The sequence below is a fragment of the Kitasatospora sp. NRRL B-11411 genome (assembly GCF_000721345.1).
GTDB lineage: Bacteria > Actinomycetota > Actinomycetes > Streptomycetales > Streptomycetaceae > Kitasatospora > Kitasatospora cineracea.
In genome coordinates this window covers 1-26,874 of the sequence record NZ_JOGH01000096.1, presented here as the reverse complement: position 1 = coordinate 26,874, position 26,874 = coordinate 1, and the positions used below count along the sequence as shown (strand labels likewise).

At 74.4% G+C, this 26,874-nt stretch carries 23 protein-coding genes and 1 pseudogene; 12 read left to right on the top strand and 12 right to left on the bottom strand.

The genetic code is table 11. From position 1 onward, the window contains the following. Nucleotides 1–156 precede the first annotated feature (156 nt). A complete protein-coding gene (locus IH44_RS0130205) occupies nucleotides 157–723 on the bottom strand; it encodes an SMI1/KNR4 family protein (protein WP_030462944.1) in 567 nt (188 codons plus the stop codon). Between the two features lie 33 nt (nucleotides 724–756). Between IH44_RS0130205 and IH44_RS0130200 the strand changes: the two are divergent. Beyond that, a pseudogene (locus tag IH44_RS0130200) lies at nucleotides 757–1,503 on the top strand (DUF1731 domain-containing protein); the annotation flags it as partial. Between the two features lie 43 nt (nucleotides 1,504–1,546). Beyond that, on the top strand, nucleotides 1,547–1,981 hold the full coding sequence (locus tag IH44_RS0130195) for a hypothetical protein (RefSeq protein ID WP_030462943.1): 435 nt from the start codon (nucleotides 1,547–1,549) through the stop codon (nucleotides 1,979–1,981). A 27-nt stretch (nucleotides 1,982–2,008) separates the two neighbouring features. Here the strand turns inward: IH44_RS0130195 and IH44_RS0130190 are convergent, their stop codons facing one another. Next, nucleotides 2,009–2,671: a TetR/AcrR family transcriptional regulator gene (locus IH44_RS0130190; RefSeq protein ID WP_369795013.1), complete on the bottom strand. Its 663-nt coding sequence runs from the start codon at nucleotides 2,669–2,671 to the stop codon at nucleotides 2,009–2,011. Nucleotides 2,672–2,813: 142 nt separating this feature from the next. Between IH44_RS0130190 and IH44_RS0130185 the strand changes: the two genes are divergently transcribed. After that, nucleotides 2,814–3,878 (top strand): LLM class flavin-dependent oxidoreductase, encoded by a 1,065-nt coding sequence (locus IH44_RS0130185; RefSeq protein ID WP_051817554.1) that lies wholly within the window; start codon nucleotides 2,814–2,816, stop codon nucleotides 3,876–3,878. On the opposite strand, the gene IH44_RS0130180 is transcribed toward IH44_RS0130185, so the two are convergent. Next, nucleotides 3,841–4,500, bottom strand: coding sequence for an NADPH-dependent F420 reductase (locus tag IH44_RS0130180; protein WP_030462940.1), 660 nt, complete (start codon nucleotides 4,498–4,500; stop codon nucleotides 3,841–3,843). The genes IH44_RS0130185 and IH44_RS0130180 overlap by 38 nt on opposite strands. A 99-nt stretch (nucleotides 4,501–4,599) precedes the next feature. On the opposite strand from IH44_RS0130180, the gene IH44_RS0130175 reads away from it, so the two are divergent. The 3 genes from IH44_RS0130175 to IH44_RS0130160 all read left to right on the top strand — a co-directional run bounded on the left by IH44_RS0130175 (nucleotide 4,600) and on the right by IH44_RS0130160 (nucleotide 7,482). Further along, nucleotides 4,600–4,974, top strand: coding sequence for a helix-turn-helix domain-containing protein (locus tag IH44_RS0130175; RefSeq protein ID WP_030462939.1), 375 nt, complete (start codon nucleotides 4,600–4,602; stop codon nucleotides 4,972–4,974). 556 nt (nucleotides 4,975–5,530) lie between these two features. Then, nucleotides 5,531–6,544: a hypothetical protein gene (locus IH44_RS0130165; protein ID WP_051817551.1), complete on the top strand. Its 1,014-nt coding sequence runs from the start codon at nucleotides 5,531–5,533 to the stop codon at nucleotides 6,542–6,544. Further along, nucleotides 6,541–7,482 carry a hypothetical protein gene (locus tag IH44_RS0130160; protein WP_051817548.1) on the top strand — a complete coding sequence of 314 codons (942 nt, stop codon included), beginning with the start codon at nucleotides 6,541–6,543 and terminating at the stop codon, nucleotides 7,480–7,482. Before IH44_RS0130165 ends, IH44_RS0130160 begins: the two co-directional genes overlap by 4 nt. Before the next feature lie 102 nt (nucleotides 7,483–7,584). On the opposite strand, the gene IH44_RS0130155 is transcribed toward IH44_RS0130160, so the two are convergent. From IH44_RS0130155 to IH44_RS0130145, 3 genes are all read right to left on the bottom strand, one after another. After that, nucleotides 7,585–8,484: a hypothetical protein gene (locus tag IH44_RS0130155; RefSeq protein ID WP_030462935.1), complete on the bottom strand. Its 900-nt coding sequence runs from the start codon at nucleotides 8,482–8,484 to the stop codon at nucleotides 7,585–7,587. 149 nt (nucleotides 8,485–8,633) lie between these two features. After that, on the bottom strand, nucleotides 8,634–9,989 hold the full coding sequence (locus tag IH44_RS0130150; protein ID WP_051817546.1) for a hypothetical protein: 1,356 nt from the start codon (nucleotides 9,987–9,989) through the stop codon (nucleotides 8,634–8,636). Further along, nucleotides 9,989–10,897, bottom strand: coding sequence for a hypothetical protein (locus tag IH44_RS0130145; RefSeq protein ID WP_030462933.1), 909 nt, complete (start codon nucleotides 10,895–10,897; stop codon nucleotides 9,989–9,991). The genes IH44_RS0130150 and IH44_RS0130145 overlap by 1 nt, the downstream gene beginning before the upstream one ends. 370 nt (nucleotides 10,898–11,267) lie before the next feature. Between IH44_RS0130145 and IH44_RS0130140 the strand changes: the two genes are divergently transcribed. From IH44_RS0130140 to IH44_RS0130130, 3 genes are all read left to right on the top strand, one after another. After that, nucleotides 11,268–11,549: a hypothetical protein gene (locus IH44_RS0130140; protein WP_030462932.1), complete on the top strand. Its 282-nt coding sequence runs from the start codon at nucleotides 11,268–11,270 to the stop codon at nucleotides 11,547–11,549. Nucleotides 11,550–11,653: 104 nt separating this feature from the next. Further along, the gene (locus tag IH44_RS0130135) at nucleotides 11,654–12,898 is read left to right on the top strand and encodes a hypothetical protein (RefSeq protein WP_051817544.1); all 1,245 of its coding nucleotides are present in this window, start codon (nucleotides 11,654–11,656) and stop codon (nucleotides 12,896–12,898) included. Between the two features lie 30 nt (nucleotides 12,899–12,928). Next, nucleotides 12,929–14,170, top strand: a complete 1,242-nt coding sequence (locus tag IH44_RS0130130; protein ID WP_051817542.1) for a hypothetical protein — start codon at nucleotides 12,929–12,931, stop codon at nucleotides 14,168–14,170. A 90-nt stretch (nucleotides 14,171–14,260) separates the two neighbouring features. Here IH44_RS0130130 and IH44_RS46785 read toward each other — a convergent pair whose 3' ends face one another. Next, nucleotides 14,261–14,407, bottom strand: a complete 147-nt coding sequence (locus IH44_RS46785) for a hypothetical protein (protein WP_157852513.1) — start codon at nucleotides 14,405–14,407, stop codon at nucleotides 14,261–14,263. Between the two features lie 137 nt (nucleotides 14,408–14,544). Here IH44_RS46785 and IH44_RS0130120 point away from each other — a divergent pair, with 137 nt between their 5' ends. Continuing rightward, nucleotides 14,545–15,156, top strand: a complete 612-nt coding sequence (locus IH44_RS0130120) for an HAD family phosphatase (RefSeq protein ID WP_051817540.1) — start codon at nucleotides 14,545–14,547, stop codon at nucleotides 15,154–15,156. Here the strand turns inward: IH44_RS0130120 and IH44_RS0130115 are convergent. After that, nucleotides 15,142–17,469 carry an excinuclease ABC subunit UvrA gene (locus IH44_RS0130115; RefSeq protein WP_030462928.1) on the bottom strand — a complete coding sequence of 776 codons (2,328 nt, stop codon included), beginning with the start codon at nucleotides 17,467–17,469 and terminating at the stop codon, nucleotides 15,142–15,144. The two genes, IH44_RS0130120 and IH44_RS0130115, sit on opposite strands and share 15 nt — an antisense overlap. 310 nt (nucleotides 17,470–17,779) lie before the next feature. Here IH44_RS0130115 and IH44_RS0130110 point away from each other — a divergent pair, with 310 nt between their 5' ends. Then, entirely contained in the window at nucleotides 17,780–19,951 is a 2,172-nt protein-coding gene (locus IH44_RS0130110) for a carbohydrate-binding module family 20 domain-containing protein (RefSeq protein WP_030462927.1), read from the top strand. 149 nt (nucleotides 19,952–20,100) lie between these two features. On the opposite strand, the gene IH44_RS0130105 is transcribed toward IH44_RS0130110, so the two are convergent. Both IH44_RS0130105 and IH44_RS0130100 read right to left on the bottom strand, forming a co-directional pair. Continuing rightward, nucleotides 20,101–21,156 carry a two-component system response regulator gene (locus tag IH44_RS0130105; protein ID WP_157852512.1) on the bottom strand — a complete coding sequence of 352 codons (1,056 nt, stop codon included), beginning with the start codon at nucleotides 21,154–21,156 and terminating at the stop codon, nucleotides 20,101–20,103. Between the two features lie 340 nt (nucleotides 21,157–21,496). After that, nucleotides 21,497–22,267 carry a polysaccharide deacetylase family protein gene (locus tag IH44_RS0130100; protein WP_030462925.1) on the bottom strand — a complete coding sequence of 257 codons (771 nt, stop codon included), beginning with the start codon at nucleotides 22,265–22,267 and terminating at the stop codon, nucleotides 21,497–21,499. A 369-nt stretch (nucleotides 22,268–22,636) separates the two neighbouring features. Here IH44_RS0130100 and IH44_RS0130095 point away from each other — a divergent pair, with 369 nt between their 5' ends. After that, on the top strand, nucleotides 22,637–24,055 hold the full coding sequence (locus IH44_RS0130095) for an FAD-binding oxidoreductase (RefSeq protein ID WP_232795138.1): 1,419 nt from the start codon (nucleotides 22,637–22,639) through the stop codon (nucleotides 24,053–24,055). 60 nt (nucleotides 24,056–24,115) lie between these two features. On the opposite strand, the gene IH44_RS0130090 is transcribed toward IH44_RS0130095, so the two are convergent. Both IH44_RS0130090 and IH44_RS0130085 read right to left on the bottom strand, forming a co-directional pair. Next, nucleotides 24,116–25,438 (bottom strand): esterase, encoded by a 1,323-nt coding sequence (locus tag IH44_RS0130090; protein WP_030462923.1) that lies wholly within the window; start codon nucleotides 25,436–25,438, stop codon nucleotides 24,116–24,118. 169 nt (nucleotides 25,439–25,607) lie between these two features. Then, nucleotides 25,608–26,738 carry an MFS transporter gene (locus IH44_RS0130085; protein WP_232795140.1) on the bottom strand — a complete coding sequence of 377 codons (1,131 nt, stop codon included), beginning with the start codon at nucleotides 26,736–26,738 and terminating at the stop codon, nucleotides 25,608–25,610. Nucleotides 26,739–26,874 lie beyond the last annotated feature (136 nt).

Below are 26,874 nucleotides of genomic sequence, written 5' to 3'. Positions count from 1 at the left end.
GGAGGGGCCTTGTTGTCGGCGTCGGGTGGGGGGCGGGGGCGAGAGGGGCCCGGTTGCCGATGAGGCCATGCTCGCAGTCGGGGGCTTTGTTGTCGGTGCTGGGTGGGAAGGGGGTGGGCTCTGCCGCTGAGGTGGCCGTGTTCGCGGCAGGGGGTGTCATGCGTCCGCGTCGAACCAGGGGTGGCCGGTGTGCCAGTGGGTGACCCAGGCGGTGAAGCCGGTGGGGGCGGTGGTGTGGCCGAAATCGGTGCCGAAGGGGGTGGCGCCGACGTCGGCGACGAACCAGATGTGGCCGCGGTGGGGGCCGGTGACGATTAGGTGCCAGTACATGCCGCAGCCGTCGGTGCCGAGGACGATCGAGCCGTCATTGCAGACCTGTTCGACCAGGGTGTCGAGTTCTTCCTCGGGGGTCTCCTCGTCGCTCTCCCAGTTCCAGGCGGCGGTGAGCGGGAAGGGGCGGGAGAGATCGCGGGCGGGGCGGCCCGCGCCCCAGTCGGAGGGGAGGGCGGCGAGTCCGATCAGGCCGTAGTCGGGCGGGCCGCTGCGGGAGCCATCGGCGATCTCGGCGACGAAGGTGCGGTAGGGCTCGGGCAGTACCACGCCGTGCCGGGCCTCGAAGGCGTGCACGGCGGGCCAGCCGAGGGGGTCGGCGACGCCGTCGAGGTCGGCGAAGGTGCGGCGGAGGGCGGCGAGTTCGGCCGGGTCCGGCTGTTCGGTGTTCACCGGCACAGGGATAGCAGACGGGGCGGACAGGATGGGCGGACGGTCGGTTGCCGCTGCACGTCGGAGAACCTCCGGCAGATGATGGACTCCCGGGTCGACTCGGCCCGGGTGGTCGGCGAGGCGATCGCCGCCGCGGCGGGTCCGCCCCGGGTCTGGCTGCAGATGAGCACGGCGACGGTGTACGCGCACCGCTTCGACGCCCCGAACGGCGAGGCGACCGGCCTGGTCGGCGGCAGCGAACCGGACGTCCCCGACTACTGGGAGTACAGCGTCCGGATCGCCCGGAACCGGGAGGCCGCGCAGGAGGCGGCCGCGACGCCCGCCACCCGGAAGGTGGCGCTGCGCAGCGCGATGGTCCTCGGCCCGGACCGGTGCGGGGTCTTCGACGTGCTGGCCTGGCCCGGCTCGGTCTGGGTGGGCCGGTCGCGGGCGGGCGGGCGGCAGTACGTGTCCTGGATCCACGAGCCCGACTTCGTCCGGGCGGTGCGCTTCCTGGCCGAGCGGGAGGAGTCGGCCGGTCCGGTCGACCTGGCGGCCCCGAAACCGTTGCCGCACCGGGAGCTGATGCGGGAGGTGCGGCGCGCGAACGGCATGCCGTTGGGCCTGTCCGCCACTCGCTGGACGGCGGAGCTCGGCGCGTTCGCGCTCCGGACGGACACCGAACTGCTGCTGAAGAGCCGCCGGGTGGTGCCGGGGCGACTGCTGGGGGCCGGGTTCGCCTTCGACTTCCCGCACTGCGCGGACGCCGCCCGCGAACTGGTGGCCCGCCGCAGGGCGTGACCGGGGCCGGGGGGATGTCGGACGGCTTTGCCAGGATGGGGACATGGGCGCGGAACGGCAGCAGCGGACGGGTGTGGGCGGGGACGTCTCCGCGGAGTTGGCGGGGTGCCTGCGGGAGGCCGTCGGGGATGCCCCGGCGGTGCTGGGCGGGTGCGTGTGCGAGGAGTGCGGCGGGCGGGTGTTCACCGTCTGGGTGGACGACACCGAGGGCTGCGCCGGACGGGAGTGCGTGCGCTGCGAGGGGCGGGCCTTCCTCGCGGACAGTGCCGAGGTCTGGCAGGAGGCCGACCCCGGGGTGGCCGAATGCCCTTGCGGCGGCGACGAGTTCGAGGCGGCGGTGGCCTTCACGCTGACGGTCGACGGGGCGGTCCGCTGGGTGACGGTGGGGCTGCGCTGCCACCGGGACGGCGCGACCGGGGTCTACACCGACTGGAAGATCGACTACGCCCCGGCGGACCACCTGCTGCGCGCCCTGTGACGGCCGGGGCGGAGACGGCGGGCGCGGTCAGCGGGCTGGATGCGGTGAGGTGGCGGGGTGCGGTGAGGTGGCGGGGGGCAGCGGGGCGGGGTGGATGCCGGTCAGTGCGAGGCTGATCAGGCGGCGGGTCGCGGCGGGGCCGTCCGGGTCGTTCTCGGTGGCGGTGGCGATGGCACTGACCAGGGTGAGGAGCGGGGCGATCGTCAGGTCCGGGCGGACGGCGCCGGCCGAGGTGGCGCGGGCGAGGAGGCGGTGGCCGGTGGCGGTGATCAGTGCGTGGCAGGTGGCGCCGAACTCCGGGTCGGCGGCCGGGTCCGTCCGGGCGCCGCGCAGCAGGGAGGCGCCGAGGCCGCGGTTGGTCACCGCGTGGGTGCCGAGGGCGTGCAGCCAGTCGGTGAGCGCGGCGGCGGGGGGCCGGGTGGCGGCGAGTTCGTCGGCCTGCGCGCACAGTGCCGCGACCCGCTGCCGGAAGACCGCTTCCAGCAGGGACTGCCGGGACGGGAAGTGCCGGTGCAGCGTCGCCGAGCCGACCCCGGCGACCCGGGCCACCTCCTCCAGGGAGACCTCCGCGCCCTGTTCGGCCACCAGGAGCTCCGCGATCGCCACGATCCGCTCGTAGTTGCGGCGGGCATCCGCGCGCATCGGCCGGGACGGCGGGAGCGGCGGGGTGGCGGGACGGTTCTGGGGCACCGGAACTCCTGACGGCTTGTCAACCGGGGTGGTCCTCCATATCGTAGCGTCCGTCAAATGGGGGCCCACCCCGGTTGGTGCGGGTGGGCTGCCGGAGGGCCGAGCGCGCGGCACGTGCACACGTGCCGGACAGGGGGATGCCGTGAGCCGGACGGATGCGGCGGGGGAGCCGGGGCGGACGGGGCCGACGGGGCTGCCGCCGCTCGGGCGGGTCGGGGTCTGGGCGGGCGGTGCGGACGGGTGGCCGGTCGCGGAGCTGCGCCGGGCGGCCGCCGCGGCCGAACGGCGGGGCTACGGCACCCTGTGGTTCGGGGAAGCCCACGGGCGGGAGGCGATGGCGCAGGCCGCGCTGCTGCTGGCCGCGAGCGGGCGGATCACCGTCGCCTGCGGGATGGCCGACGTCTACGCCCGCGACGCGGTGACGACGGCGGCCGGGGCCCGGACGCTCGACGAAGCCTTCCCCGGGCGCTTCCTGACCACGCTCTGGGAGAGCCACCCCAGCCTGGCCCGGGACGTGCGCGGCCACACCCATCGCCCCGCCGCCGAGACGCTCCGGGCCTACCTGGCGGCCCTGGACGCGGCGCCGTTCGGACCGCCCGGCAGCCCGGGGACGCGCGTGCCGCGGCTGGTGTCGGCGCTGGAGCGGGACGTACTGGAGACGGCCGCCCACGGCGCCGACGGCGCGCTGGTGTTCGGCCTGCCGGTCGAGCACACCCGCGAAGCACGCCGACTCCTCGGCCCCGAACGGCTGTTGGCCGTCGTCCAACTGTGCGTGCTGGGCCCGGACCGGGCGGCCACCGGAGCGGCGGCCGCCCAACTGGCCGCCGCCGCGATGCCCAACCGGCGCGAACTGCTCCGCCGGTCCGGCCACCGCGAACTCGACCCGCCGGGCCCGGGGACCGTCGACGCCCTGGTGGCCCACGGCGACGCCGGGACGCTCGCGGCCCGGGTCCGCGCCCACTGGGCGGCCGGTGCGGACCACGTCGCACTGCACGTCATCACCCCGGACGGGCCGGATGGGACGGGCGGGGTTGGTGGGACGGACGGGGCGCCGGTCGGGGCCTGGGCGGAGTTGGGCGCGGAGTTGGGTGTGGGGACGGGGACGGGGCGGGCGCGGGGACGGGCGGTTGACGCGGGCGGGTTCGGTCGGCGGCCGGGGCCGTGGCGGGTCAGGCGGCGGACGGGGCGGGTCCGAAGGCGTGGGTGAGCGGGGGCGCGATCGCCTGGACGTCCGCGCCCGTGTCGACCCACAGGCCGATGAAGAGGGCGGCGGTGGCCTCCAGCAGGGCGGCCCGGGCGAGGGGGCCTGCCGGGGCCGGGGTGCAGCCCAGGTCGGCGACCAGGGTGGAGACCCGGGCCAGGGCCACGGGGTCGTCGCCGCACAGCGGAACGGCGAGGGGGCGGCCGTCGAAGACCGGCGGGTGCATCCGCCAGACGTCCTGGTGGCACAGGTTGAACGCCTTCACCACCCGGGCCTCCGGCGCGGCGGCGGCCAACTGCTCGGCGGCGGACGGGCCGTGGCCGGTCAGCAAGCGGAAGCCCGGGCCCACCGGGTTGGTGCAGTCGATCAGGGTCCGGCCCGCGAGCGGTCCGGCGAGCGTGCGGACGACCTCCGTGCTCGGGCCGAACGGCAGGGCCACCAGCACGACTTCGGCGTCCGCCACCGCCGCGCGCAGGTCGCCGGCCCGGGCCCCGCCGCCGATCCGGTCGGCCGCGCGGCGGGCCGCCGCCAGGTCGCGGCCGCCAACGGTGAGGCGGTGCCCGGCCCGGGCCCAGTGGGTGCCCAGTGCGTCCGCCATGTTGCCCGTGCCCAGAATGCCGATCCGCATCGACTGACTCCCGTTCGTTCCAAGCCTGTTGGTGGTGACTTCGTGAGGGTGAGGGCCTCGGGTGCGAGCCTAGGGAGGCCGTCGGGCACCATTCGGTACGTGAACGCCGATCCGCTGCTCGCCGACTGCCGGGCCCGCCTCGCCTTCGACCTGCTCTCCAACACCTGGAACGCCGTCGTGCTCTGGTCGCTGCGCGAGGGCCCGTTCCGGCCCGTCGAACTGCGCGGGCGGATCGGTGGGATCAGCTCCAAGGTGCTCACCGAGACGCTGCGCCGCCTCCAGTACAACGGCCTGGTCGACCGCCGCCCGCCGGGCCCCGGCCGTCCGGGCGTGGCCTACGGGCTCACCGCGCTGGGCCGCACCCTGCTGCCCGCCATCGACGCCTTCGGCGCGTGGGCCTTCGAGCACGGCGACGAGGTGATGGCCGCGCAGGAGGCGGCCGAGCGGGCCGAGGAGGCCGGTGGGGCGGCGTAGCGGGCGGGCCGACCTGGAACTGAGCGGCATTCCGGCGGACGCCGTCCGGGAGGAACTCGGCTACGGCGGGCGGGAGTTCGAGCGGATCCTGGGGGTGGCCGGGGTGGCCGGGGTGGCTCCGGCGAGTGTGAGGCGGGTGCGCGACCACCCGGAGGACCTGGTGCGGGAGGCCGGCCGCGCACCCGTGCCCCGTACAGCGTGCTCACCGAGCGGGCCCGGGCGGCGGCCGAGCGCTGGTTCGCGCTGCCGGAGCGGGCCCCGCGGCGGGGCCGACCGGCCGTCGGCGGACGCGTCCTGACGTCCCACCGGGTGACGTGCCATCGAATGGCGCACCTGCGACGACGACCGTTCGCTCGCGATCCGCCGTTCGCGGAGGATGGGCCCGGGGGGTCGTCCGCGGGCCCGGTGCCCGCCCGGGCGGCTCGGTCACGGGGGTCGTCGACGAGTGAGGAGCACGTCCGTGGTTGGTTCCGCACGCCCGCGAACGGTCACGCGAACGGTCAGGTGGATAAGTGGACATGCGGCCCTGCTGCCCGGGGCCGCACTGACTGGGCTGGTGATCCTGGGCGGCCTGATGCCGTCGGCCGCCCCCGCCGCGGCCGCCGAGGGCAGCGAGGCGGTGAGCACCGAGACGGCCGGGAGCACCGGGACGGCCGGGAGCGCCGGGAGCGCCGGGAGTGCCCCTGCCCCGGCCGCGGCTCCCGCGGCCGGGACGCCGGAAGCGGGGCTGCTGCCGCCGATGCCCGCGGCCGAGGCGTATGACGGCGACACCAGGTTGGCCTCGACCGAGGAGGTCGCCTCGCAGTGCGACCGGCCCGGCAGTTGCACGTTCCGGGTGACGGACCGGATCGTCGGGCTGTTCGGCAGCGCCGTCGCCTCGGTCGGCAACGCGGCGATCAACTGCACCGGCGACGACATGGAGATCGACCGCAGCCTGACGGTGGCCAGCAGCAGCACCGACAACATCAGCGGCTCGATCTCCGGCAAGGCCACCGTCACCGGCAGCATCGACACCACGGTGACCGCCGCCGCGCAGGGCAGCCTGGCGGCGGACACCACCAACGGTACCGTCCAGTACGGGCCGAACAAGGACAAGGGCCCCACCACCCAGGACAAGTTCCAGAACACCACGGGCGTCACCGGCACCGTGGCCGGCTCCAACGCGCTCCACCTGGGGGCCAAGGCCAGCTTCGAACTCGCCTTCCAGGCGTCCTACGCCAAGCAGTGGCAGGCCACCGTGAAGGAGACCACCCGGGTGGTGTTCACCGTCTCGGCCAACGACGAGATCCAGTTCGGCGCCGTCAATGCCGTCACCCGGGTGGTCGGCATCCTGACGGTCGACCACACCGGACGGTTCATCAAGAACGTGGTGGTGGACAGCCCGTCCATCGCCACCGGCAGCTCCATCGTCGCGCAGACCTTCGCCCGGCCGGACGTCTGCCTGTCGCTGCGCCCGCCGGGCCGGGCGGTGGCGAAACCGGGCCTGCTGGAGGTGGCGCCGCAGCCGCCGGGGCAGGTGCCGGACGCGGTGTACGCGCGGACTCCCGAGGGCACCTGGAGCAAGCGGTGAAGCGGGGCGCGGCGCTGGCCGTCGCGCTGCTGACGCTGGGCGGGACGGCGGCCGGGCCGGCGTTCGCGGACGGGGCGGCGCCGGTCCAGCCGGCCGCCGAGGAACTGGTGGCGCAGGCCTTCGACGGCGACACCCCGCTGCCGGACGCCGCGGCCGTGGTGCGCAGTTGCGGGCAGGAGCACAGCTGCAGCTTCCGGTTCATCCCCGGGCTGACCGCGGAGCGGACCGCCGCCGTGGTCTCGGTCGGCAACAGCGTCATCAACTGCACCAACAAGAAGATCACCGTGTACCGGACGGTGGTGCTGGAGTCGAGCGCCACCGACAACCTGGCGGGCGAGATCTCCGGCTCGGCCACCGTCGAGGGCACGATCGACAACACCACCAACGTGTCCGGCACGGTGGCGGGCTCCGACAAGACCGAGAACTCGCACACCGACACCACCGCGCCCAAGGACAAGGGCCCCAACACCGACACCACCACCGGGACCACCACCACCGTCAGCGGCAGCGCCACCGGCTCCGCCCAGCTCAAGCTCACCGCCACCGCGGCCTTCCAACTCGCCTTCAAGGCCGCCTACTCGCACGAGTGGAAGCGCACCAACACCGAGAGCACCCAGGTGAAGTTCCAGGTCGGCACCGGCCAGGAACTGCAGTTCGGCATGCTCAGCGCGATGACCCGGACGGTCGGCGTGCTGTCGCTCGACGGCACCGGGACGACGGTCAGGAACATCGTGGTGACCAGCCCGTCCAGCTCCAACATCAGCACCGTGGTCGCCCAGACCTTCAACGCCAAGGACTACTGCCTGACGCTGCAACCCAAGCGCGCCGTCCCGGGCGCGGAGGCCGGGGTCTTCGAGGGCGCCCCGCACCGGGGCGGTGAACAGCCGCTGGAGCAGTATGAGTTGACGGACCGTCAGGAGTGGGTGCGGGCGGACTGACCGATCCGCCCGGACAGCGGGCCCGGGCCCGTACGGTGACCATCCGTACGGGCCCGGTGTCGTACCGCCCGGCGTCGTGCCACTCGGGGGCGGAGGGGTGGTTCAGCAGTACCACCAGGTGCCGGGGGCGAGGACGGTGTCGCCGGGCTGGAGGCTCCCGTGGTGCAGGTCGGCGACCTGGCAGAGCGGGCCGAGGGCCGTGTTCGGGTCCTGGTCGCGCGGGGTGTTGGTGAAGTCGTCGAGGGCCTGGGTCTGTTGGGCGATTCCGGCGTTCTCCTTCTCGCCCTTGCCCGCGACGCCCTCCAGGCACTGGCGGCTGGTGGCCGGGCAGTCCTTGATCTTCTCCTTGTTGCCCGCGTCGATGGTGCAGGCCGGGCTGCTCGCCCCGTCGCCCGCGCACGGGTCGGCGGCGCCGGGCGTGGGGGCCTTGGCGGGCGGCGGGGTCTGGGCGGCCTGGACGTTGGTGATCAGCTCGCCGCAGCCGGGATTGTTGGTGATGGTGCTGGTGAAGGTGATCTGCGGGGAGTCCTCGGGGGCGGTGAAGGAGTAGGTGCGGCCGAGGTACCAGTCGGCCTTCGCGGCGGGGGCCTTGGTGGTGAAGCTGCCGGGGGCGTCGGCGGCGCCCGTGACGGTCACCGTGTAGGAGCGCGGGCCGGAACCGGACGCGGCGCAGGAGTCGGGGTTGTCGTCCCAGCTGAGGGTGACGCCCGCACCGGCCCGGACGCCGCGCAGCCGGGTGCTGAGCGAGACCGCCTTGCCGTCCCAGCCCAGGGTGGCGGCCTGCAGCCCCTTCGGGTGGGCGGCCCGGGAGGTGGAGGCGGCGCCGGTGGGCCCGGTCCAGCCGTCGACGCCGTAGGTCCAGTCGCCGGACTGCACGGTCGGGGAGGAGAACGTCGCGTTCTCCACCGCCACCGGATCGGTGTTCGCCGCCCCGGCCGGCCAGGGGGCGGCGAGGACGAGGGCGGCGCCGAGCGGGAGGGCCAACAGGCGGGTGGGCGGCACGGGTTGCTCCTGGAGGTCGGTGAACAGGGCGTCGGCCGCCCGGTGTTGCGGGTACCGGGCGGCCGATCGGCTTGCGGGGGGAGGGGGTTGTGCGGGCTCGGGGGCTCAGGGGATCAGAGGGCGCAGGGGGCTCAGGGGGCTCAGGGGGCTCAGGGGGTGAGCGGGACGGTGCGGGTGGCCAGGCCGGCCGGCGGGGCGTCCAGTGCGGTCAGGCGCTTGTCCGGGCCGGCCGTGTTGTCGGGGGTGTCGGCCGTCGGGCGGTCGGCGCCGCAGCGCTTCAGCTCGACCTCGGTGAGCGGGCCGGTGCGCTGGTAGTAGCGGTCCGGCAGCGAGGTCGCCGGGACGTCGAAGGCGGCGTCCAGCCGGTAGTTGTTGCGGGAGTTGGTGAACGAGCCGGTCACCCGCTCGCGGGCCGGCTGCACCTCGATCCAGCTCACCTCGCCGGGCTGGATCACCGGGTTCATCGGCTTGCTGGTGGTCCGCGACCAGGTCAGCGGGTTGCTGGTGGACACTGCCGCCGCGTTCCCGCCCGCCACGCTGAAGCCCGCCTCGACCTGACTGGCCACGTTGGGGCGGCTCTTGGCCAGCTCGGAGCGGCTGGGCAGCAGCGGGGCGCCCTTCAGCGCGTAGTACTGGGTGAGGCTGTCGTACGGAGGCTCGGTGACCTCCAGCTTGCGGTCGTCGGTGATCGCGTTGCGGGTGCAGTTCAGGTACACCTCGCCGACGATCCGGGTCTGCCCGTAGTACTGGTACGAGTAGCCCTTGTCGACCGTGAAGGTGCAGGTGGTCGGCGAGCCCTCGCAGTCGTCCACCGCCACGCCCGGCTCCAGCGGGTCGTTGCCCCGGTACGCCTTCGGGGGCGGCAGCTGCTCCTTGCGGACCTTCTTGTCGACGGGCGCGGGCGTCTGCCGGGCGGCCACGTTGGTGATCAGCGGGCCGCAGGACATCGCCCCGGCGGGCTCCGCCGACTCGAAGGACACCATCGGGTTGTCCTCGGTCGCGGTGAACGGGAAGGCCCGCCCCGCCGTCCAGTTGGCGGTGCCGACGGTGTCGCTGCCCTTGGTGGTGACCTGCGGGTCGGGCGCGGGCCCGTCGGTGATCAGCGCGACGTTGTACGTCTGGCCGTCCTTGACCTGCTCCGGCTTGCAGCCCCTGTACGTGCTGGGGCTGTCGTCCCAGGTGAGGGTGACGGTGGAGCCCTTCTTGACGCCCCACAGCCGGGTGCGCAGGGTCAGCGGCGCGCCGTTCCAGTTCAGCGAGGCCGCCTGGTAGCCCCGCGGGTGCTGGGCCAGGCCCTTGCCGAACACCACGCCGTTGCCGTCGGGCGACCAGCCGGCGTGCCCGGCCTGGGTGCCGTTGTCGGGCGCTACCGGATCGGCGAAGGTGCCGTTCGGGACGGTGGCGTCGACGGTGTCGGCGGCGTGCGCGGCGGGCGGCGGGGCGGTCAGGGCGAGGGCGGACGCGAGCAGCACCGAACCGGCGGCGCAAGGCAGTTGACGGAGCATCAGCAAGGACCCCATTGGCTCGGCGGGACGACCACGGACGAGGGCGGGAGGCCGTCGGTGAGGGCGTTGGACAGCGGGCACAGGCCCTGGGCGGCGGCGTCCGGGATCTGGTCGCGCGGGACGGCCCCGAAGTCCTGCACGGCACCGGTCTGTTGGGCGATGCCGTCGTTGGTCTGCTTGCCGTCCCCGGCGACACCGCTCAGGCAGTCCCGGCTGGTGGCCGGGCACTTGGCGATCTCCTCCTTGGCGCCGCCGACGTCCTTGCACTGGGAGCCGTTCGCCGCGTCGCCCGCGCACGGGTCGGTGGCGGCCTTCGGCGGGGAGGCCGGGGCGGTCTGCTTGGCGGCCACGTTGGTGATCGACGGCTGGCAGCTCGGGGTGGCGTTGGAGGCGTCGAAGGAGAAGGCGACCTTCGGGGAGTCCTCGGCCGCGGTGAAGGAGTAGGACCGGCCGACGAACCAGTTCGCCCGGCCGGTGGGCTCGTTGGTGGCGAACGCGCCCGGCTGGTTGGCGCCGCCCGCGACCGAGACCGTGTAGCTGCGCCGGGCGACGCCCTTGCCCACACAGGTGTCGGGGTTGTCGTCCCAGGTGAGGGTGACCGTGGCGCCCGCACGGACGGCGCGCAGCCGGGTGCTGAGCGGTTCGGCCGAGCCGGGGGCGGCGAGGAAAGCGGCCTGGTAGCCCTGCGGGTGGTTGGCCCGGGCGGCGGAGAGCAGGCCGGGGCCGTCCCAGCCGTCGATGGTGAGGTACGCCCAGTCCTTGCCGGACGGGACCTGCGGGGAGACGAAGGTGCCGTTGACCACGACGGCCGGCTCGGTGTCCTCCGCGCCCGCCGGAGCCGGGACGGCCAGCGCGGCGGCGCTACTGAGGGTGATGGCCAGGAGTCTGGCCGGTGAGGTCCGGAGCAACGGGTTCCTCCCTGAACTCGGCGACGGGGCCGATCGGTTGATGTCTGATCAGGACGGCTGACGATCAAGATCCCTGGCCATGCTGGGCGGGGCGACTACGCACCGCAACCGAGAGCGGACCGAACGGGGGGTGTGCGAAGGACGGGCTGGGCCGTTGGCATGGAAAGCGGTTCCGGGCCGCACGAAGCCGGTGACGGTGGGTTAGGTATCCGGCGATCGGATCATCATTTCGACTCCGAGCCCGACTCCGGTTTCGACCTCGACCTCGACCTCGACTTCGACTTCGACCGGGGTCGGGCTGCCACCGTGCACCCCTCGCGCCGTGCCGCGCCGTGCCGTGCCGCGCCCCGACCGTGACCACGAGGCCCCGATGACACCCCACACCCGAAGCGCCGTCCTGCTCGCGGCCGCCGCCCCCTGCCTGCTCGCCGCGCTGCTGGCCGCACCGCCGGCCGCCGCGTCGGACGCCGCGCTGAACGGTCGTCCAGCGGCGAGCGGCGGCGCGTACGGCCGTACGTACGGCGATGCGTACGGCGGATCGCACGCCGCGCACCGGCCGGTCGACAAGACCTACCCCGTCCAGCCCCCGCCCGGACGGCTCGCCCAGGGCGAGCCCGTCCGGCGCGCGCTTCCCGGCGCGTCCGCCCCCTGACGCCGTTGACGTCCCGTCAGGCCGTGTCCCGTCCGCCCTGTCCGCCCAGCTCGTCCCGCCCGTCCAGCCCGTCCAGCCCGTCCACGTCCACGGAGGAACCACCGATGCACCGCAAGCTGCGCCAGCTGCCCGCCGTCACCCTGCCCGCGATGGTGGCCGGCCTGACCCTGGTGTGCACCACCGCCCTGCCGGCCGGTACCGCGTCCGCCTACGACCTGCGGCTGCGTGCCTGGGGCAACAACGCCAGCGGGCAGCTCGGCGACGGCACCGCCAAGACCCAGCGGCTCACCCCCGTCTCGGTGGTCGGCATGGCCGGGGCCGAACTCAACGGCATCTCCGCCGGCGGCACCACCAGCGGCGCCACCGTCACCGGCTTCGCGCTCGCGCTGCTCGCCAACGGCACCGTCGAAGCCTGGGGCAAGAACGACAAGGGCCAGCTCGGCAACGGCGTCACCAGCGCCACCGAGGACGCGGCGGTGCCCGGCCTGGTCGCCGGACTGACCGGCGTCGAAGCCGTCGCGGCCGGCGGTTCGCACGCCCTCGCCCTGCTCAAGGACGGCACCGTCAAGGCGTGGGGCGCCAACGACAAGGGCCAGCTCGGCGACGGCACCGCCACCAACACCAACCTGCCCGTCACCGTCGCCGGGCTCTCCGACGTCAAGGCCATCGCCGCCGGGGACGCCTTCAGCATGGCGCTGCTCAAGGACGGCACCGTCAAGACCTGGGGCCTCAACGACAAGGGCCAGCTCGGCGTCACCCCGGTGCCCGTCAGCTCCACCGCGCCCGTCCCCGCGCCCACCCCCGGCACCCGCAACACCGCGATGACCATCCCCGGCCTGACCACCGTCAAGGGCATCGCCGCCGGCGCCAACCACGCCCTCGCGCTGCTCGCCGACGGCCACGTCTACGCCTGGGGCCTCAACGACAAGGGCCAGCTCGGCGACGACAGCACCGTCAACAAGCCCTACCCCGTGCCCGTCCAGGAACTGACCGACGTCGTCGCGCTGGCCGGCGGCGCCACCCACAGCCTCGCCCTGCTCCAGGACCACACGCTGCGCGCCTGGGGCGCCAACGACAAGGGGCAGATCGGCGACGGCACCACCACCCAGCGCAACACCAGCGTGCCCGTCCCCGGCGTGTCCGGCGTCGAGGCGATCGCCGCCGGCTCCGCGCACAACCTGGCCGTGCTCGCCGACGGCACCGTGCAGGCCTGGGGCCTCAACGACAAGGGCCAGCTCGGCGACGGCACCACCACCCAGCGCAACACTCCCGTCCAGGTGCTCGCCAAGTCCGGCAGCGTCTCCCTGATCTCCGCGCCGAGCAACGGCAACTTCAGCCTCGCGCGCTGACCCCAACCACCTTTCGAGGAAAGGCACTTCATGACGTCCACGCAGACTGCCACCGCCGGCCGCTCCCGCCTGCGGCCGGTGCTCGCCGCCGGGCTGGCCGCGTTCACCGCCTTCAGCCTGGCCGCCGTGCCCGCCGGGACCGCGCACGCGCAGGAGAAGCGGCTCAAGGCCTGGGGCAACAACCGCTCCGGGCAGCTCGGCGACGGCACCTGGACCGACTTCCGCACCACCTCCACCACCGTGCTCGGCCTGACCAGCGCCGAAGTCGACAAGATCGCCGCCGGTGGTGGCGGCTCCACCATCGGGCACGGGCTGGCGCTGCTCAAGGACCGCACCGTGATGTCCTGGGGCGCCAACGGCTCCGGGCAGCTCGGCGACGGCAGCGTGTTCAGCCACAACGCGCCCGGCCAGGTCGTCAACCTCTCCAACGCCCGCGACGTCGCCGCCGGCGGCTGGCACAGCCTCGCGCTGCTCGACGACCAGACCGTGGTCGCCTGGGGCCGCAACAACTACGGGCAGCTCGGCAACGGCACCAACGCCGACAGCAGCGTCCCGGTCCGGGTCGAGGGCCTCAACAAGGTGGTGGCGATCGCCGCCGGGCTCAACCACAGCCTCGCCCTGCGCGAGGACGGCACCGTCTGGGCCTGGGGCTACAACATCAACGGGCAGCTCGGCGACGGCACTTCGGCCAGCCGCAACGTGCCCGCCCCGGTCGGCGGACTCACCGGCGTCACCAAGATCGCGGCCGGCTGCAACCACAACCTGGCCCTGGTCGGACCGCCCAGCGGCGGCACCAGGCCCACCAGCGGCAACGCCGTCAAGGCCTGGGGCTACAACGCGACCGGGCAGCTCGGCGACAACAGCACCATCAACCGGTACACGCCCGTCGACACCCAGGGCATCTGGCTCGGCGGCGTCTCGCAGATCGCCGCGGGCTGCAACCACAGCCTGGCCGTCACCGACAGCGACAACAAGCTCAAGGGCTGGGGCCAGAACACCTCCGGCCAGGTCGGCGACGGCACCACCGACTACCGGATCACCCCCGTCCCGGTGCCCGGCATCAAGGGCGTACAGCTCGTCGCCGGCGGCCGCGAGCACACCATCGTGCTGCTCGGCGACAACACCGTCCGCTCCTGGGGCGCCAACGGCTCCGGCCAGCTCGGCAACGGCACCACCACCGAGAGCAGCACCCCGGTCACCACACTGACCGCGCTGACCGGCGTCGACAAGATCGCCGCCCCGGTGGGCGGGGACTTCAGCCTCGCCAACTGAGCGCAGGGGGAGGGCAGTAGGGAGGGGCGGGGGAACGAGGGGCCCGGGCAGTAGGTACTGCGCTCGGGCCCCTCGGGCTGCGGCGGGACGTTACGGGCGATACGGGAGCGGGACGGGGCGGCGCAGGCAGACCCGGTCGGCCGGGTCGATGGTGTGGAAGAGGCTCCCCGCGGCGAGCTGCAGGGCCGGGAGGTGCGGCAGGTCGGCCGGTGCGGCCGGACGGACGGTGAGGGGCACCAGGGGATTCCAGCACGGGGCGGGTCGGGCGGGCCAGGGAGTTCCGGGGGTCCTTGACAGTTCGGGGCGTCGCTGGGGAGGGTGCGGTATAGACCACTTGGGCCCGGTGGTGGTGTCAACCCGCTTGGAGGAGAGGCATGGTCGCTCTGGAAGACCCGGAGTCGTTCACCGGATTCGAAGCCGTCCTGTTCGACTGTGACGGGACCCTCGCCGACACCCACCCGGCGCACTACCTGGCCCTCGCGGCGACCCTGGCGCCGTTCGGGCTGGAGATCGGCCGCGAGTGGTACGAGGGGTACACCGGCACGTCCACGCCGGAGACGATCAAGGCTGCCCTGGACGGCCAGGGAGTGCGCTCCGACGGCGAGTTGATCGGCCGGCTGGTGGCGGAGTGCGGCGAGCGCTACCTCGACCACCTGGCTGCCGTCACCGAGATCACCCCCGTGACCGCCCTGGCCCGGCAGCTGACCGGCCGCCTCCCGCTCGCGGTGGCTTCCGGTGGGACGCGGCGGACGGTGGAGGCGACGCTGCGGCACCTGGGGTTGGACGGGCTGTTCACGCGGGTGGTGACCCGGGACGAGGTGGAGCGGGGCAAGCCCGCGCCGGACGTCTTCCTGTTGGCGGCACGGCAGTTGGGCGTCGAGCCGGCGGCGTGCGTGGTGCTGGAGGACGCCGACAGCGGGCTGCTCGCGGCGCGGCGGGCGGGGATGGCGGTGGTGGACGTGCGCGGCCGGTCAGCTGCCCGGTAGTCCGAGGCGCTCCGCCAGGTAGGGGCCGGTGCGGCTGGCGGGGGTGGTGGCGACGGTGGTGGGGGTGCCGGTGGCGAGGATGCGGCCGCCGGTGTCGCCGCCGCCGGGGCCGAGGTCGATGACGTGGTCGGCGCCGGCGATCAGGGTGAGGTCGTGTTCGGCGACCAGGACGGTGGCGCCCGCGTCGACCAGGCGGTGGAGTTGGGCGGTGAGGGTCTCGCTGTCGGCGGGGTGCAGGCCGGTGGTGGGCTCGTCGAGCAGGTAGAGGGTGCGGCGGCGGTGGGCGTGCTGGAGTTCGGCGGCGAGTTTGACGCGCTGGGCCTCGCCGCCGGAGAGTTCGGGGGCGGGCTGGCCGAGCCGCAGGTAGCCGAGGCCGACCTGCTGGAGGGTGGTCAGGACGCGGGCGGCGGGCGGGGTGTCGGCGAGGAACGCGGCGGCCTCGTCGACGGTCAGGGCGAGCACGTCGGCGATCGTGGAGCCGTGGTAGGTCACTTGCAGGGTCTGCGGGTTGTAGCGGCTGCCGTGGCAGTCCGGGCAGGGGCTCCACGCGGTGGGCAGGAAGAGCAGTTCGACCTCGATCGCGCCCGCGCCCTCGCAGGTCGGGCAGCGGCCGGCCGCCACGTTGAAGGAGAACCGGCCCGCGCCGTAGCCGCGGGCCTTCGCCTCGTCGGTGGCGGCGAACAGCTTGCGGACGGTGTCCAGCAGCCCGGTGTAGGTGGCCAGGTTGGAGCGCGGGGTGCGGCCCAGCGGGGTCTGGTCGAAGGTCACCACCCGGTGCGCGTCCGGGTGTTCGGCGACGGCGGCGAGCAGCGTCGACTTGCCCGCGCCGGAGACGCCGGTGACGGCGGTGAGCACGCCCAGCGGCACGTCCGCGTCCACGTTGCGCAGGTTGTGCCGGGTGACGCCGCGCAGGCGCAGCACGCCGGTGGGGGTGCGGTGGCGGGACGGCGGCGGGGGAGGCGGGTCGAACAGGAAGCGGCGGGTCGCGGAGGCGTCCACCGTGCGCAGGCCGTCCACCGGGCCGCTGTACAGGACGCGGCCGCCGCCGGAGCCCGCGGCCGGGCCGACATCCACCAGCCAGTCGGCGCCGCGCACCACCGCCATGTCGTGCTCGACCACGAACACCGAGTTGCCCGCCGCCCGCAGCTCGGCCAGGACCCGGCGCAGCGCCTCGGTGTCGGCCGGGTGCAGGCCCGCCGAGGGTTCGTCCAGGACGTACACCACGCCGAACAGGCCGGAGCGCAACTGGGTGGCCAGGCGCAGGCGTTGGAGCTCGCCGGTGGACAGGGTGGGGGCGGCGCGGTCGAGCGAGAGGTAGCCGAGGCCGAGGCGGTCCAGGGCGGTGAGGCGGTCGGCCAGGTCGGCGGTGATCAGGGCGGCCGGGCCGTCCCCGGCGGTGTGCGGGCGCAGCAGGTCGGCGAGGCGGGCGGCGGGGAGAGCGGCCAGGCCGGTGATCGGCAGGCCGGCGAAGGTGACGGCCAGCGCCTCGGGGCGCAGCCGGTGGCCGTGGCAGTGCGGGCAGGTGGACTGTTCGAGGAAAGCGGCGGCCCTGGCACGGGCGGCCTCGCTGCGGGACTCGGCGAAGGACTTGAGGACCAGGCGGCGGGCGCTGCTGTACTTGCCCCGGTACGGGCGCTGGACGCGGCCGGGCTCGCGCTCGGGGTGGACGGTGACCACCGGCTGCTCGTCGGTGAACAGGATCCACTCCCGTTCGGCGGCGGGCAGTTCGCGCCAGGGCCGGTCCAGGTCGTGGCCGAGCGTGCCCAGGATGTCGCGCAGGTTCTTGCCCTGCCAGGCGCCCGGCCAGGACGCGACGGCGCCCTGCCGGATGGAGAGCGAGTCGTCCGGGACGAGGGAGCGTTCGGTCACCCGGTGCAGCACGCCCTGCCCGTGGCACTCGGGGCAGGCGCCCGCCGGGGTGTTCGGCGAGAACGCGTCGGAGTCCAGGCGCGGCGCGCCCGGCGGGTACGTGCCGCAGCGGGAGAGCAGCATCCGCAGCAGGTTGGACGTGGTGCTGATGGTGCCGACGGTGGAGCGCGAGGACGGGACGGAGCGGCGCTGCTCCAGGGCGACGGCCGGGGGCATGCCGGTCACCGCGTCCACCTGCGGGGCCTCGACCTGGCGCAGCAGGCGGCGGGCGTACGGCGAGACCGACTCCAGGTAGCGGTGCTGGGCCTGGGCGAACAGGGTGCCGAAGGCCAGCGAGGACTTGCCGGAGCCGGACACCCCCGTGAACGCGACCACCGCGCCGCGCGGCACGGCGACGTCCACGTCCCGCAGGTTGTGCACCCGGGCGCCGCGCACCCGCACCATGCCGTCGTCGTCGATCTCGCTGTGGTCCACCGCGCCACGCTATCCCGGGGGCGGGTGCGCGGCGCGGAGCGGCACGGTGGGTGAAAGTTTCTGAAAATACTTGCAGCAAGTCCGGGGTGAGCTGGGCGAACGGTGGGGAGGTGTATACCTTTTCGGCGGATTGACTACCCGGTTTTTGTTTCCGGCGGATGTGGATTCGAACGCAAGGAGATGAAATTTCTTGCACGGATGTCTTGACGGTGTGTCGCGCCGGGGTGGATCGTCTTCCCGTTCCCTCCTCAAGTCCCCCACCACCTTGGGAGATTCGCCGATGACCCCTGTCCGTAGAACCGTGCCCGTGGCCACCGCGGCCGGCGCACTGGTCCTGGGCGTGCTGATGCCGCTCGGCCTGCAGGGCACCGCGCAGGCCGCCGCGACGCCCAACGGCGGCGACGTGATCGCCAACCTGTTCCAGTGGAACTGGAACTCGGTCGCGAACGAGTGCACCAACGTCCTGGGCCCCAAGGGCTACGGCGCCGTGCAGGTGGCCCCGCCGCAGGAGTCGATCTCGCTGCCCGGGCACCCCTGGTGGGAGGTCTACCAGCCGGTCTCGTACAACCTGAACAGCCGGATGGGCACCGACGCGCAGTTCCGGGCGATGGTGACGGCCTGTCACAACGCGGGCGTGAAGGTGTACGCCGACGCGGTGATCAACCACATGGCGGGCAGCAACCAGACCAGCACCACCGGGTACGGCGGGTCGGCCTTCAGCCCGTCCGCGTACAGCTACTCGGCGGTGCCCTACGCCAAGTCGGACTTCCACGGCTCCCCGCCGTGCCCCAACGCCGACCTGGGCATCAACGACTGGAACAACGTCACCCAGGTCCAGGAGTGCCAGCTGCTCAACCTGGAGGACCTGAACACCGAGAGCGACTACGTCCGCGGCAAGATCGCCGGGTACCTGAACACCCTGATCGGCGCGGGCGTCGACGGCTTCCGGGTGGACGCGGCCAAGCACATCGCCCAGGCTGACATGGGCAACATCGTCTCCCGGCTGAGCGACACCCAGTGGGGCGGGCGCCCGTACGTCTACCAGGAGATCTTCCCGGGCAGCGGCGGCCAGTTGGCGCCCGCCGCGTTCGAGGGCAACGGCAGCGTGCTGGAGTTCACCTACGCCTCCAAGCTCTCCCAGCAGTTCAACGGCAACATCGCCAACCTCAAGACCTTCGGGCAGAGTTGGGGCTTCGAGCCGAGCGACAAGTCCGCCGTCATGGTGACCAACCACGACCTGGAGCGCGACAAGACCACCCTGACGTACAACGACGGCTCCAAGTACAAGCTGGCGCACGTCTTCGAACTCGCCTGGGGCTACGGCACCCCGCAGGTGTACGCGGGCTTCCGGTTCAACAACAAGGACGACTCGCCGCCCGCCGACGGCAACGGCTTCGTCACCGACGTCAACTGCGGCAACAACACCTGGACCTGCACCGATCGGGACCAGGGCATCTCCAACATGGTCGGCTGGCACAACGCCACCCGCGGCGAGAGCGTCGCCAACTGGTGGGACAACGGCGGCAACGCGATCGCCTTCAGCCGCGGCAGCAAGGGCTGGGTCGCCATCAACAACAGCGGCTCCGCGGTCACCCAGACCTTCACCACCGGCCTCGCCGCGGGCACCTACTGCGACGTCGTCCACGGCGACCTCAGCGGCTCGAACTGCACCGGCCCGACCGTGAGCGTGGACGGCTCCGGCAAGGCGACGGTCACCGTGAACGCGGGCGACGCGGTCGCGCTGTACACCGCCACCACCGGCACCACCAGCCCGAGCCCGAGCCCGAGCGGCAGTGCCAGTGCCAGTGCGAGCCCGAGTCCTTCGGCTTCGGCTTCCGCCTCGCCCGGCAACGGGACGGTGACGGAGAAGTTCAACGAGACCAAGACCACCGTGACCGGCCAGAACGTCTACCTGGTCGGCTCGGTCGCCCAGCTCGGCAGCTGGGACCCGAACGCGGCGGTCGCGCTCTCCCCGGCCGGCTACCCGGTGTGGAGCGGCAGCGTCCAACTGCCCGCGAACACCGCCTTCGAGTACAAGTACATCGTCAAGGACGCCGCCGGGAACGTCACTTGGGAGAGCGGCGCCAACCACAGCGCCAACTCCGGGGCCACCGGCGGCACGCTGAACGACAGTTGGGGCGGCAGCACCGCGACGACCGGCCAGGTCACGGTGAACTTCTCCGAGAACAAGGCCACCGTCTACGGGCAGAACGTCTACCTGGTCGGCTCCACCGCCCAGCTCGGCAGCTGGAACCCCGCCTCCGCGCTGCCGATGTCCTCCGCCTCCTACCCGAACTGGACGCTCTCGCTGACCCTGCCCGCGAACAGCGCCTTCGAGTACAAGTACATCGTCAAGGACGCGGCCGGGAACGTCACTTGGGAGAGCGGCGCCAACCGCAGCTACACCACCGGGGCCTCCGGGACGGCGACGCTCACCGACAGCTGGAAGTAGCACCCGCCCGGGGACGGGGACGGGGACGGGGACCGGACCCCCGCGGGACGCAGACCCCGCGGAACACAGACCCCCACGGAATGAGGCCGCCACCCCCTGTCGCGGGGGGTGGCGGCCTCGCCGTTCCGGCCGACGGCGGGCCGGGCCGGTCAGCGGCCGGTGCGGCGTGCGCGGTGCAGTTCGACGAAGGAGGCGACCTTCGCCCGCACCGTCCAGGGGTCGACCGGCTTGGGGATGAAGTCGGCGGCGCCCGCGGCGTACGCGTGCCGGGCGTGGTCGGGGCCGCTGCCGATGGCGGTGACGAAGACGATCGGGATGTCGCGGGTGCGGGCCCGGCCCCGGATGTGCGCGGCGGTCTCGTAGCCGTCCATGCCGGGCATCTGCACGTCCAGCAGGATCGCGGCGTAGTCGTCGGGCTCCATCAGCGCCCGCAGTGCGTCGGGCCCCGAGGTCGCGCAGACCAGGTGGTGGCCGTGCGGGCCGAGCAGCGCCTCCAGGACGACCAGGTTCTCCGGCCGGTCGTCCACCAGCAGGATCTTCGGCAGCGGGTCGTCGCCGCTCTCCGCGGCCGCTGCCCCGGTGGGCCCGGGCGGGGCGGCCGTGGTGCCCTGCTGCCGTTCCACCAGGACGAGTTGACGCTGCATCAGGTCGCGGCGGGCGGCGGCCCGGGCCGACCGTTCGCGGGCCTGCCCGGCCTTCTCGGCCAGCAGCGCGGCGCGCTGGGCGGGGTCGGTGCCGTCGGCCGGCGTGCCGGAAGCGTCGGGCGTGTCGGGCGTGTCGGGGGCAGCCGGAGCCGGCCGGGCGTGGGCGAGTTCGCGTTCGGCCTGTTCGGCTTCCTCGTCGGCCTCCTGCACCTCCCGTTCGACGGCGTGCAGTTGGCCCTCGATCTGGCGCACCGCCCAGCCGATCGGCGGGGCGACCCGCAGGGCGGCCAGCCGGGACCGGCGCAGCCGCTCCCGGACGTCCGGCCGGTCGGGGGCGTCGGGGAGGGCGTCGAGCAGTGCCTCGACGAACTCCCACGGCGGGATGCGCACGGCCGCCAGGTAGTCGGCGCACGCCTGCGGCCCCGGCGTGCAGCGAGCGGCGAGGGCGTCCGCCGCGGGGGCGTCCAGGCCGAGGAAGAGCGTGCGCAGTTCCGCGGCGAACTCCCGCAGTTCCGCGCCCGGTTCGACGCTCATCGGCGGGAGGCCGTCCAGGGCCGTCACCAGTCGCACCCCTTCGCCGGGCGTGCCGTCGACCGCACCCGTTCCCGTCCCCGAAGCCGTGCCCGTCCCCGAAACCGCACCCGTGTGCCTCCCGTCGTTCCCGCCGGCCCGTGCGGCCGGAGGTGCCCTCCCCGCCCCGGCCCGCGCGTCCGCCCGCGGTCCCGGGCAGCGCGCGGCCGTGCGGCCGCGACGACGCGTGATCGCCGGCGTCCGCGTCCGGCCGAGGACGGCGACAATACGGCACCAGCAGCGGAATTGACGTGCGGTCAGGTCACGGTTCGGGGGCGGTCGGGTGCGGACGGGCGTGGACGGGGGAGGGAGGGCCGCGCGGGGCGGGGCGTCACTTGTAGATGGTGCCGGGCTGCGCGGTGCCGGGAGCGAGCAGCTGGCCGACGGTGACGAAGGTGTAGCCCTGGTCGTCGAGGGCCTGGAGGATGCCGGGCAGGGCGGGCACGGTGCCCTTGTGCAGCGGGTGCAGCAGGACGATCCCGTCCCGGTCGGCGCCGTCCAGGACCCGCTTGGTGATCAGGGCGGTGTCCTCGGTCGCGTAGTCCTGCGCGGTGACCGTCCACAGCACCTGGGCCAGGCCGAGCTCCCGGGAGATCTTCGAGACCCGGTCGTCGGTGCGGCCCTCCGGCGGGCGCATCAGGGTGGGCCGGCTGCCGGTGACCTCCGCGATGGCGTCCGCGGTGCGGGTCAGTTCGTCCCTGACCTCCGCGTCGGGGATCTCGGTCAGCCGGGGGTGGTTCCAGGTGTGGTCGCCGATCTCGTGGCCCTCCGCCGCGATGCGCCGCACCACGTCGGGGAAGCTGTGGATGTCCCGGCCCTCCAGGAAGAACGTCCCCCGGGCGTGGTGCTGCGCGAGCAGGTCCATGACCCGCCCGGTGGGTTCGCCCGGGCTGCCGTCGAAGGTGAGCGCGATGCACTTCTCCCGGGAGCAGTCCACCTGCCCGGCGGCCGGGGCGCCCTTCGCCTGCCTGCGGGCCTGGGCGGGGTCGACCGTGACCATGGCGAAGCTGCGCACGATCACCACCGTGACCAGTGCCACGACCGCCGCCACCGCCAGACCCAGCAGCAGGTAGAACCTCGGCCGCCTCTTCACCAGTTTCATGGTGCAAATCCTACATTTATACGTTCGTCCGATTTGACGGCTAAAGCCGCAGGGTGGTCCGGGCGCACAGCCGCCCACCGGCGCACGGAAACTGACGGGGCGTCGGGCGCGCGCCGGGCGCGCTGGGCCATCGGACGCACTCCGGCGGGCCGCAGCCGGGCGGAGGCGGGACGGGGCGTGACGATCGGCGCAGAGCCCCCGTGCGCCCGGTGCGGGGGAGGAAGGTGCGTCGTGACAATGGACCGTCGTCGTTTTCTGGCCGTGGGCGGAGCGCTGGGGGCGGGGCTGATGGCAGGGGCTTCACCGGCCCGGGCCCAAGGGCGGGGCGCGGGAGCAGCGGAAGCAGCGGAAGCAGCAGGAGCGGACTCGGTGCGGGCGTTCCCGGCCCGGCAGCGCGGGTGGCGGGCCGCGCCGCCGGACTGGCAGGCGCTGCGGCAGCGGCTCGGCGACCGGCTGGTGCTGCCCGCCGACCCCGGGTACGGGACGGCCCGGCTCGGCTTCAACGAGCTGAACGACGGCCAGTTCCCCGGAGCCGTCGCCAAGTGCGCCTCCGCCGACGACGTCCGGGCCTGCCTGGACGTGGCGCGCGGCCACGGCATCCCGATCGCCGCCCGCAGCGGCGGCCACAGCTACCTCGGCTACAGCGTCCCCGACCGCGGCCTGGTGATCGACCTGCGCGCCATGAACGACGTCCGGGTCCGCCCCGACGGCAGCGCCGACGTCGGCGCGGGCGCCCGGCTGATCGAGGTCTACGCGGGCCTCGCCGCCGCCGGCCGGCTGCTGCCCGGCGGCAGCTGCCCGACCGTGGGCATCGGCGGCCTCACCCTCGGCGGCGGCATCGGCGTGCTGGCCCGCAAGTACGGCCTGACCTGCGACCGGCTCACCGCCGCCGAGGTCGTCACCGCCGACTCCTGCGTGCTGACCGCCGACGCCGAGCACGAGAGCGACCTGCACTGGGCGCTGCGCGGCGGCGGGGGCGGCAACTTCGGCGTCGTCACCCGTTTCACCTTCGACACCCCGCCAGCCCCCGGCCTGACGGTCATCGTCCTGCCGTTCCCGGCCGGCTCCGTCCCGCAGGTGCTCGGCGCCTGGCAGCAGTGGGTCGCCGACGCGCCCCCCGAACTGTGGGCCAGCTGCCAGATCTCCGGCGGCAACCCGCCCGGCTGCAAGATCGTCGGCTGCTGGGTCGGCGACCCGTCCGGCGCGAACCAGCAGGTCGACCGCCTGGTGCGGCTGGCCGGCACCGCGCCCACCGGCCGCACCGTCGCCGCCAAGGACTACCTGGCCGCGATGAAGTTCATGGCCGGCTGCGCCAACGACACCGTCGCCCAGTGCCACCCCGTCTGGGAGGGCGGCCGGCTCACCCGGACCGGATTCGTCGCGGTCTCCCGGATGTTCGGCCCCGGCCCCCTCGACCCGGCCCGGCTCACCGAGCTGATGACCGGCCGCACCGGCGTCGACCTGCTGCTCGACTCGCTCGGCGGCGCGGTCGGCGAGATCGCCCCCGACGGGACGGCCTTCCCGCACCGCGACTCGCTGGCCAGCGCCCAGGTCTACGCCGCCGCCACCCCCGCCACCGAGGACCGGGTCCGGGCCACCGTCGACGAGATCCGCGACGGCCTCTCCCGCCTCGGCGCCCCCGGCGCCTACGTCAACTACATCGACGCCACCCTGCCCGACTGGGGCCGCGCCTACTACGGCGCCAACCTGCCGCGCCTCCGGCAGGCCGCCCGCCACTACGACCCCGACGGGGTGTTCGCCTTCCCGCAGTCCGTCACGGCGGCCTGAGCGGGGGCGCGTCGAGGGGGCCGGGGCCCGGGGCGGTGCGCGTCCCGGGCCCCGGACCGGTCAGCGTTCGTAGGTCATCTCGGGGAACAGCGGGGACGGCCCGTCCAGCAGGTGGTCGTCGCGGCCGCGCAGCCAGCGGTCGAAGAAGGCGGCGACGTAGCTGCGGGTGGCGCGCTCCGCGCGGGCGGGGGCGACGGTGCCGACCTCGGAGGCCAGGGTGTCGGCGGAGAGGGCGCCCCGGCGGGCGAGCTGGGGGAGGAGGGACTCGGCGTCGGTGTAGGAGCCGTGCCGGGAGCCCTCCAGGGTGAGGTCCGCGTGCCAGCCGGTGCTGTGCTGCCACAGGGCGTCCCAGCCGGGCTGCCGGTGGTAGGAGCCGGAGTCGGGGCTGCGGGTGCCCAGCAGCAGGAACGGGCGGTCCAGGCCGTCCTGGGCGAGGGTCGGGAGGAAGACGCCGCTCCGGCCGTCGGGGCCCGGGTAGTGCAACTGCCCGTCGAGGTCGATCCCGGCGGCGATCCGCGGGTCGTCGTGCATGGTCTGCAGGGCGGTGAAGCCGCCCGCGGAGTGGCCGGCCATGCCGACCCGGGTCAGGTCGAGGGCGCCGGCCAGGCCGGCCGGGAGGCCGGGGCGCTCGCCGAGGCAGGCCAGCCGGTCGAGGACCAGACGGGTGTCGGCGACCCGGGCGTCCATCGACCGGCGCAGCACCGCGCCGATGTCGAGGTCCGGGTCGCCGAGCATGCCGGGCAGCACGGACGTCGCCAACGTGCCGTCCGGAAAGGCGACTTCGGACGCCTCGTAGGTGTGGTCGACGGTCACCACCAGGTACCCGCGCGAGGCCAGGTCCTCGACCAGCGCGGTCCCCCAGGTGCGCGGGTCGCCCAGCCCGGCCGAGTACAGCACCACCGGCCGCGGCCCGCCCGGCAGCACCCGGGCGTCCGTCCGGGCGTGGGTGCGGATCGCGGACCAGTCCGTACTGCCCGGCGTGACACCGTAGTTGATCAGCCCGACGCCCTCCGGCCCGCCGAAGTGCGCACCGGCGGCCGGCACCATGTACGGCGCCGGGGCGCCCCCGGTGGCGGGGACGGCCGGGTACCAGACGCTGACCATCAGGCGGCGCGTCCGCCCGGGGGTCCACGGGTCCGCGCGGGCGGGGTCGGTGAGCTCGAACGAGGTGGTGCCGATGCTGAACGGGCCGGTGGGGGACGGGAGTTCGGCGGCCGCCCGACGGGTCTCCGCTGCCGGGCCCGCCGTTGCTGCTGTCGCGTCTGCCGCCGTCGTCGTGCCCGCTGCCGTTGCCGCTGCCGTGCCCGGGGTGCACACCGGTGCCACTGCCGCCGTCGCCGCGAGCAGCAGCGCCGCCCCCGTGATCCGTCCCCGCCTGCCCATCGGCTGCTCCCTCCGCGCCCGTCCGCCCGCTGCGGACCCGACGGGCGACACGGTACGGGCGCGAACGGGCCGGACGCGTCGTACCCGGGAGCCAAACGGCGGGATGCTACTCGGGTATGACGTCCGATCAGGTGGCGGGGGTGGGGCGGTGGAGATCGGGCGGTGGAGGTCAGGTGGCGGAGGAGGCGCGGGCGCGGTGCAGCAGGAAGGCGCCGGAGGCGGCGGCCAGCACGGCCATGCAGGCGGTGAAGACCAGGCCCGCGTCGGGCAGGCCGAGCGGGCCGGTGAGCAGGCCGACGCCGATCACCGGGACGGAGATGCCCAGGTAGGCGACGACGAACAGGGCGGAGAGCACCCCGCCCCGGTGGGCGTCGGGGGCCGCCGCCGCGACCTCGCCGACCGCGCCGCGCAGGGTCATGCCCTGGCCGGTGCCGCCGACCAGCGCCGCCAGCACCAGCGGGGCCAGGGTGTGGGTGGCGAGCGAGAGGGCGAGCAGGCCGAGGCCGCCGATCAGCACCAGGCAGCCCAGCGGGATCGCCCGCCGGGCGCCGAGCCGGGGCACCAGCAGCTGGCCGCCGGTGGAGGCGAAGAACGCGGCCGCGACGATCAGGCCGACCGCGGCGTGGTTGCGCACCCCCAGGTCCTGGGCCAGGAAGGCCGGGGTGACCGAGGTGAACACCCCCAGCAGCGCGAACCCGGTGAACGCGGCGATCCCGGCCGGCACGAACACCCCGCGCACCTCGGCGGGCAGCACCGGCCGCCGCGGCCGGGCGGTGCGCAGCGGACGCGCCCCGGCCACGCTCTCCGGCAGCGTCCGGACCACCGCGAAGGAGGCCGCCAGCAGCGCCAGGTGGACGGCGAACGGCAGGGTCAGCGGCCGCGGCGCGTACTGGGCGAGCAGCCCGGCCAGCAGCGGGCCGCAGCCCAGGCCGCCCATGTTGGCGGCGGTCGCGGTGAAGGCGGCCCGGGCCCGGCCGCCCGGCGGGGCCAGTTCCAGCACGTACGCGGTGGCGGTGCCGGTGAACAGGCCCGCCGCGAAACCCGACAGCAGCCGGCCCGCGAACAGCCAGGCCAGCCCCTGCTCGGCGAGGAACGCCACCGCGCTGGCGCCCGCGCAGGCCAGCCCGCACAGCAGCACCGGCCGCCGGCCCACCGCGTCCGAGACGTTGCCGAACAGCAGCAGCACGCCGATCACCCCGAACGCGTAGACGGCGAACACCACCGTCACCATCAGCTCGGAGAACCCGATCCGCTCCTGGTAGAGCCCGTACAGCGGGGTGGGCAGCGTGGTGCCGGCCATGCAGACGGCGAACGCGGCCGCCGCCCCCAGGTACCCGCGGTGTTGACGATCTGTCACCACCCCACCGTAGGCAGCGCACCGGACGGCACGGAACCGGCGCGCCGGGAGCGGACGGGGGGCGGACGGGGGGCGGACG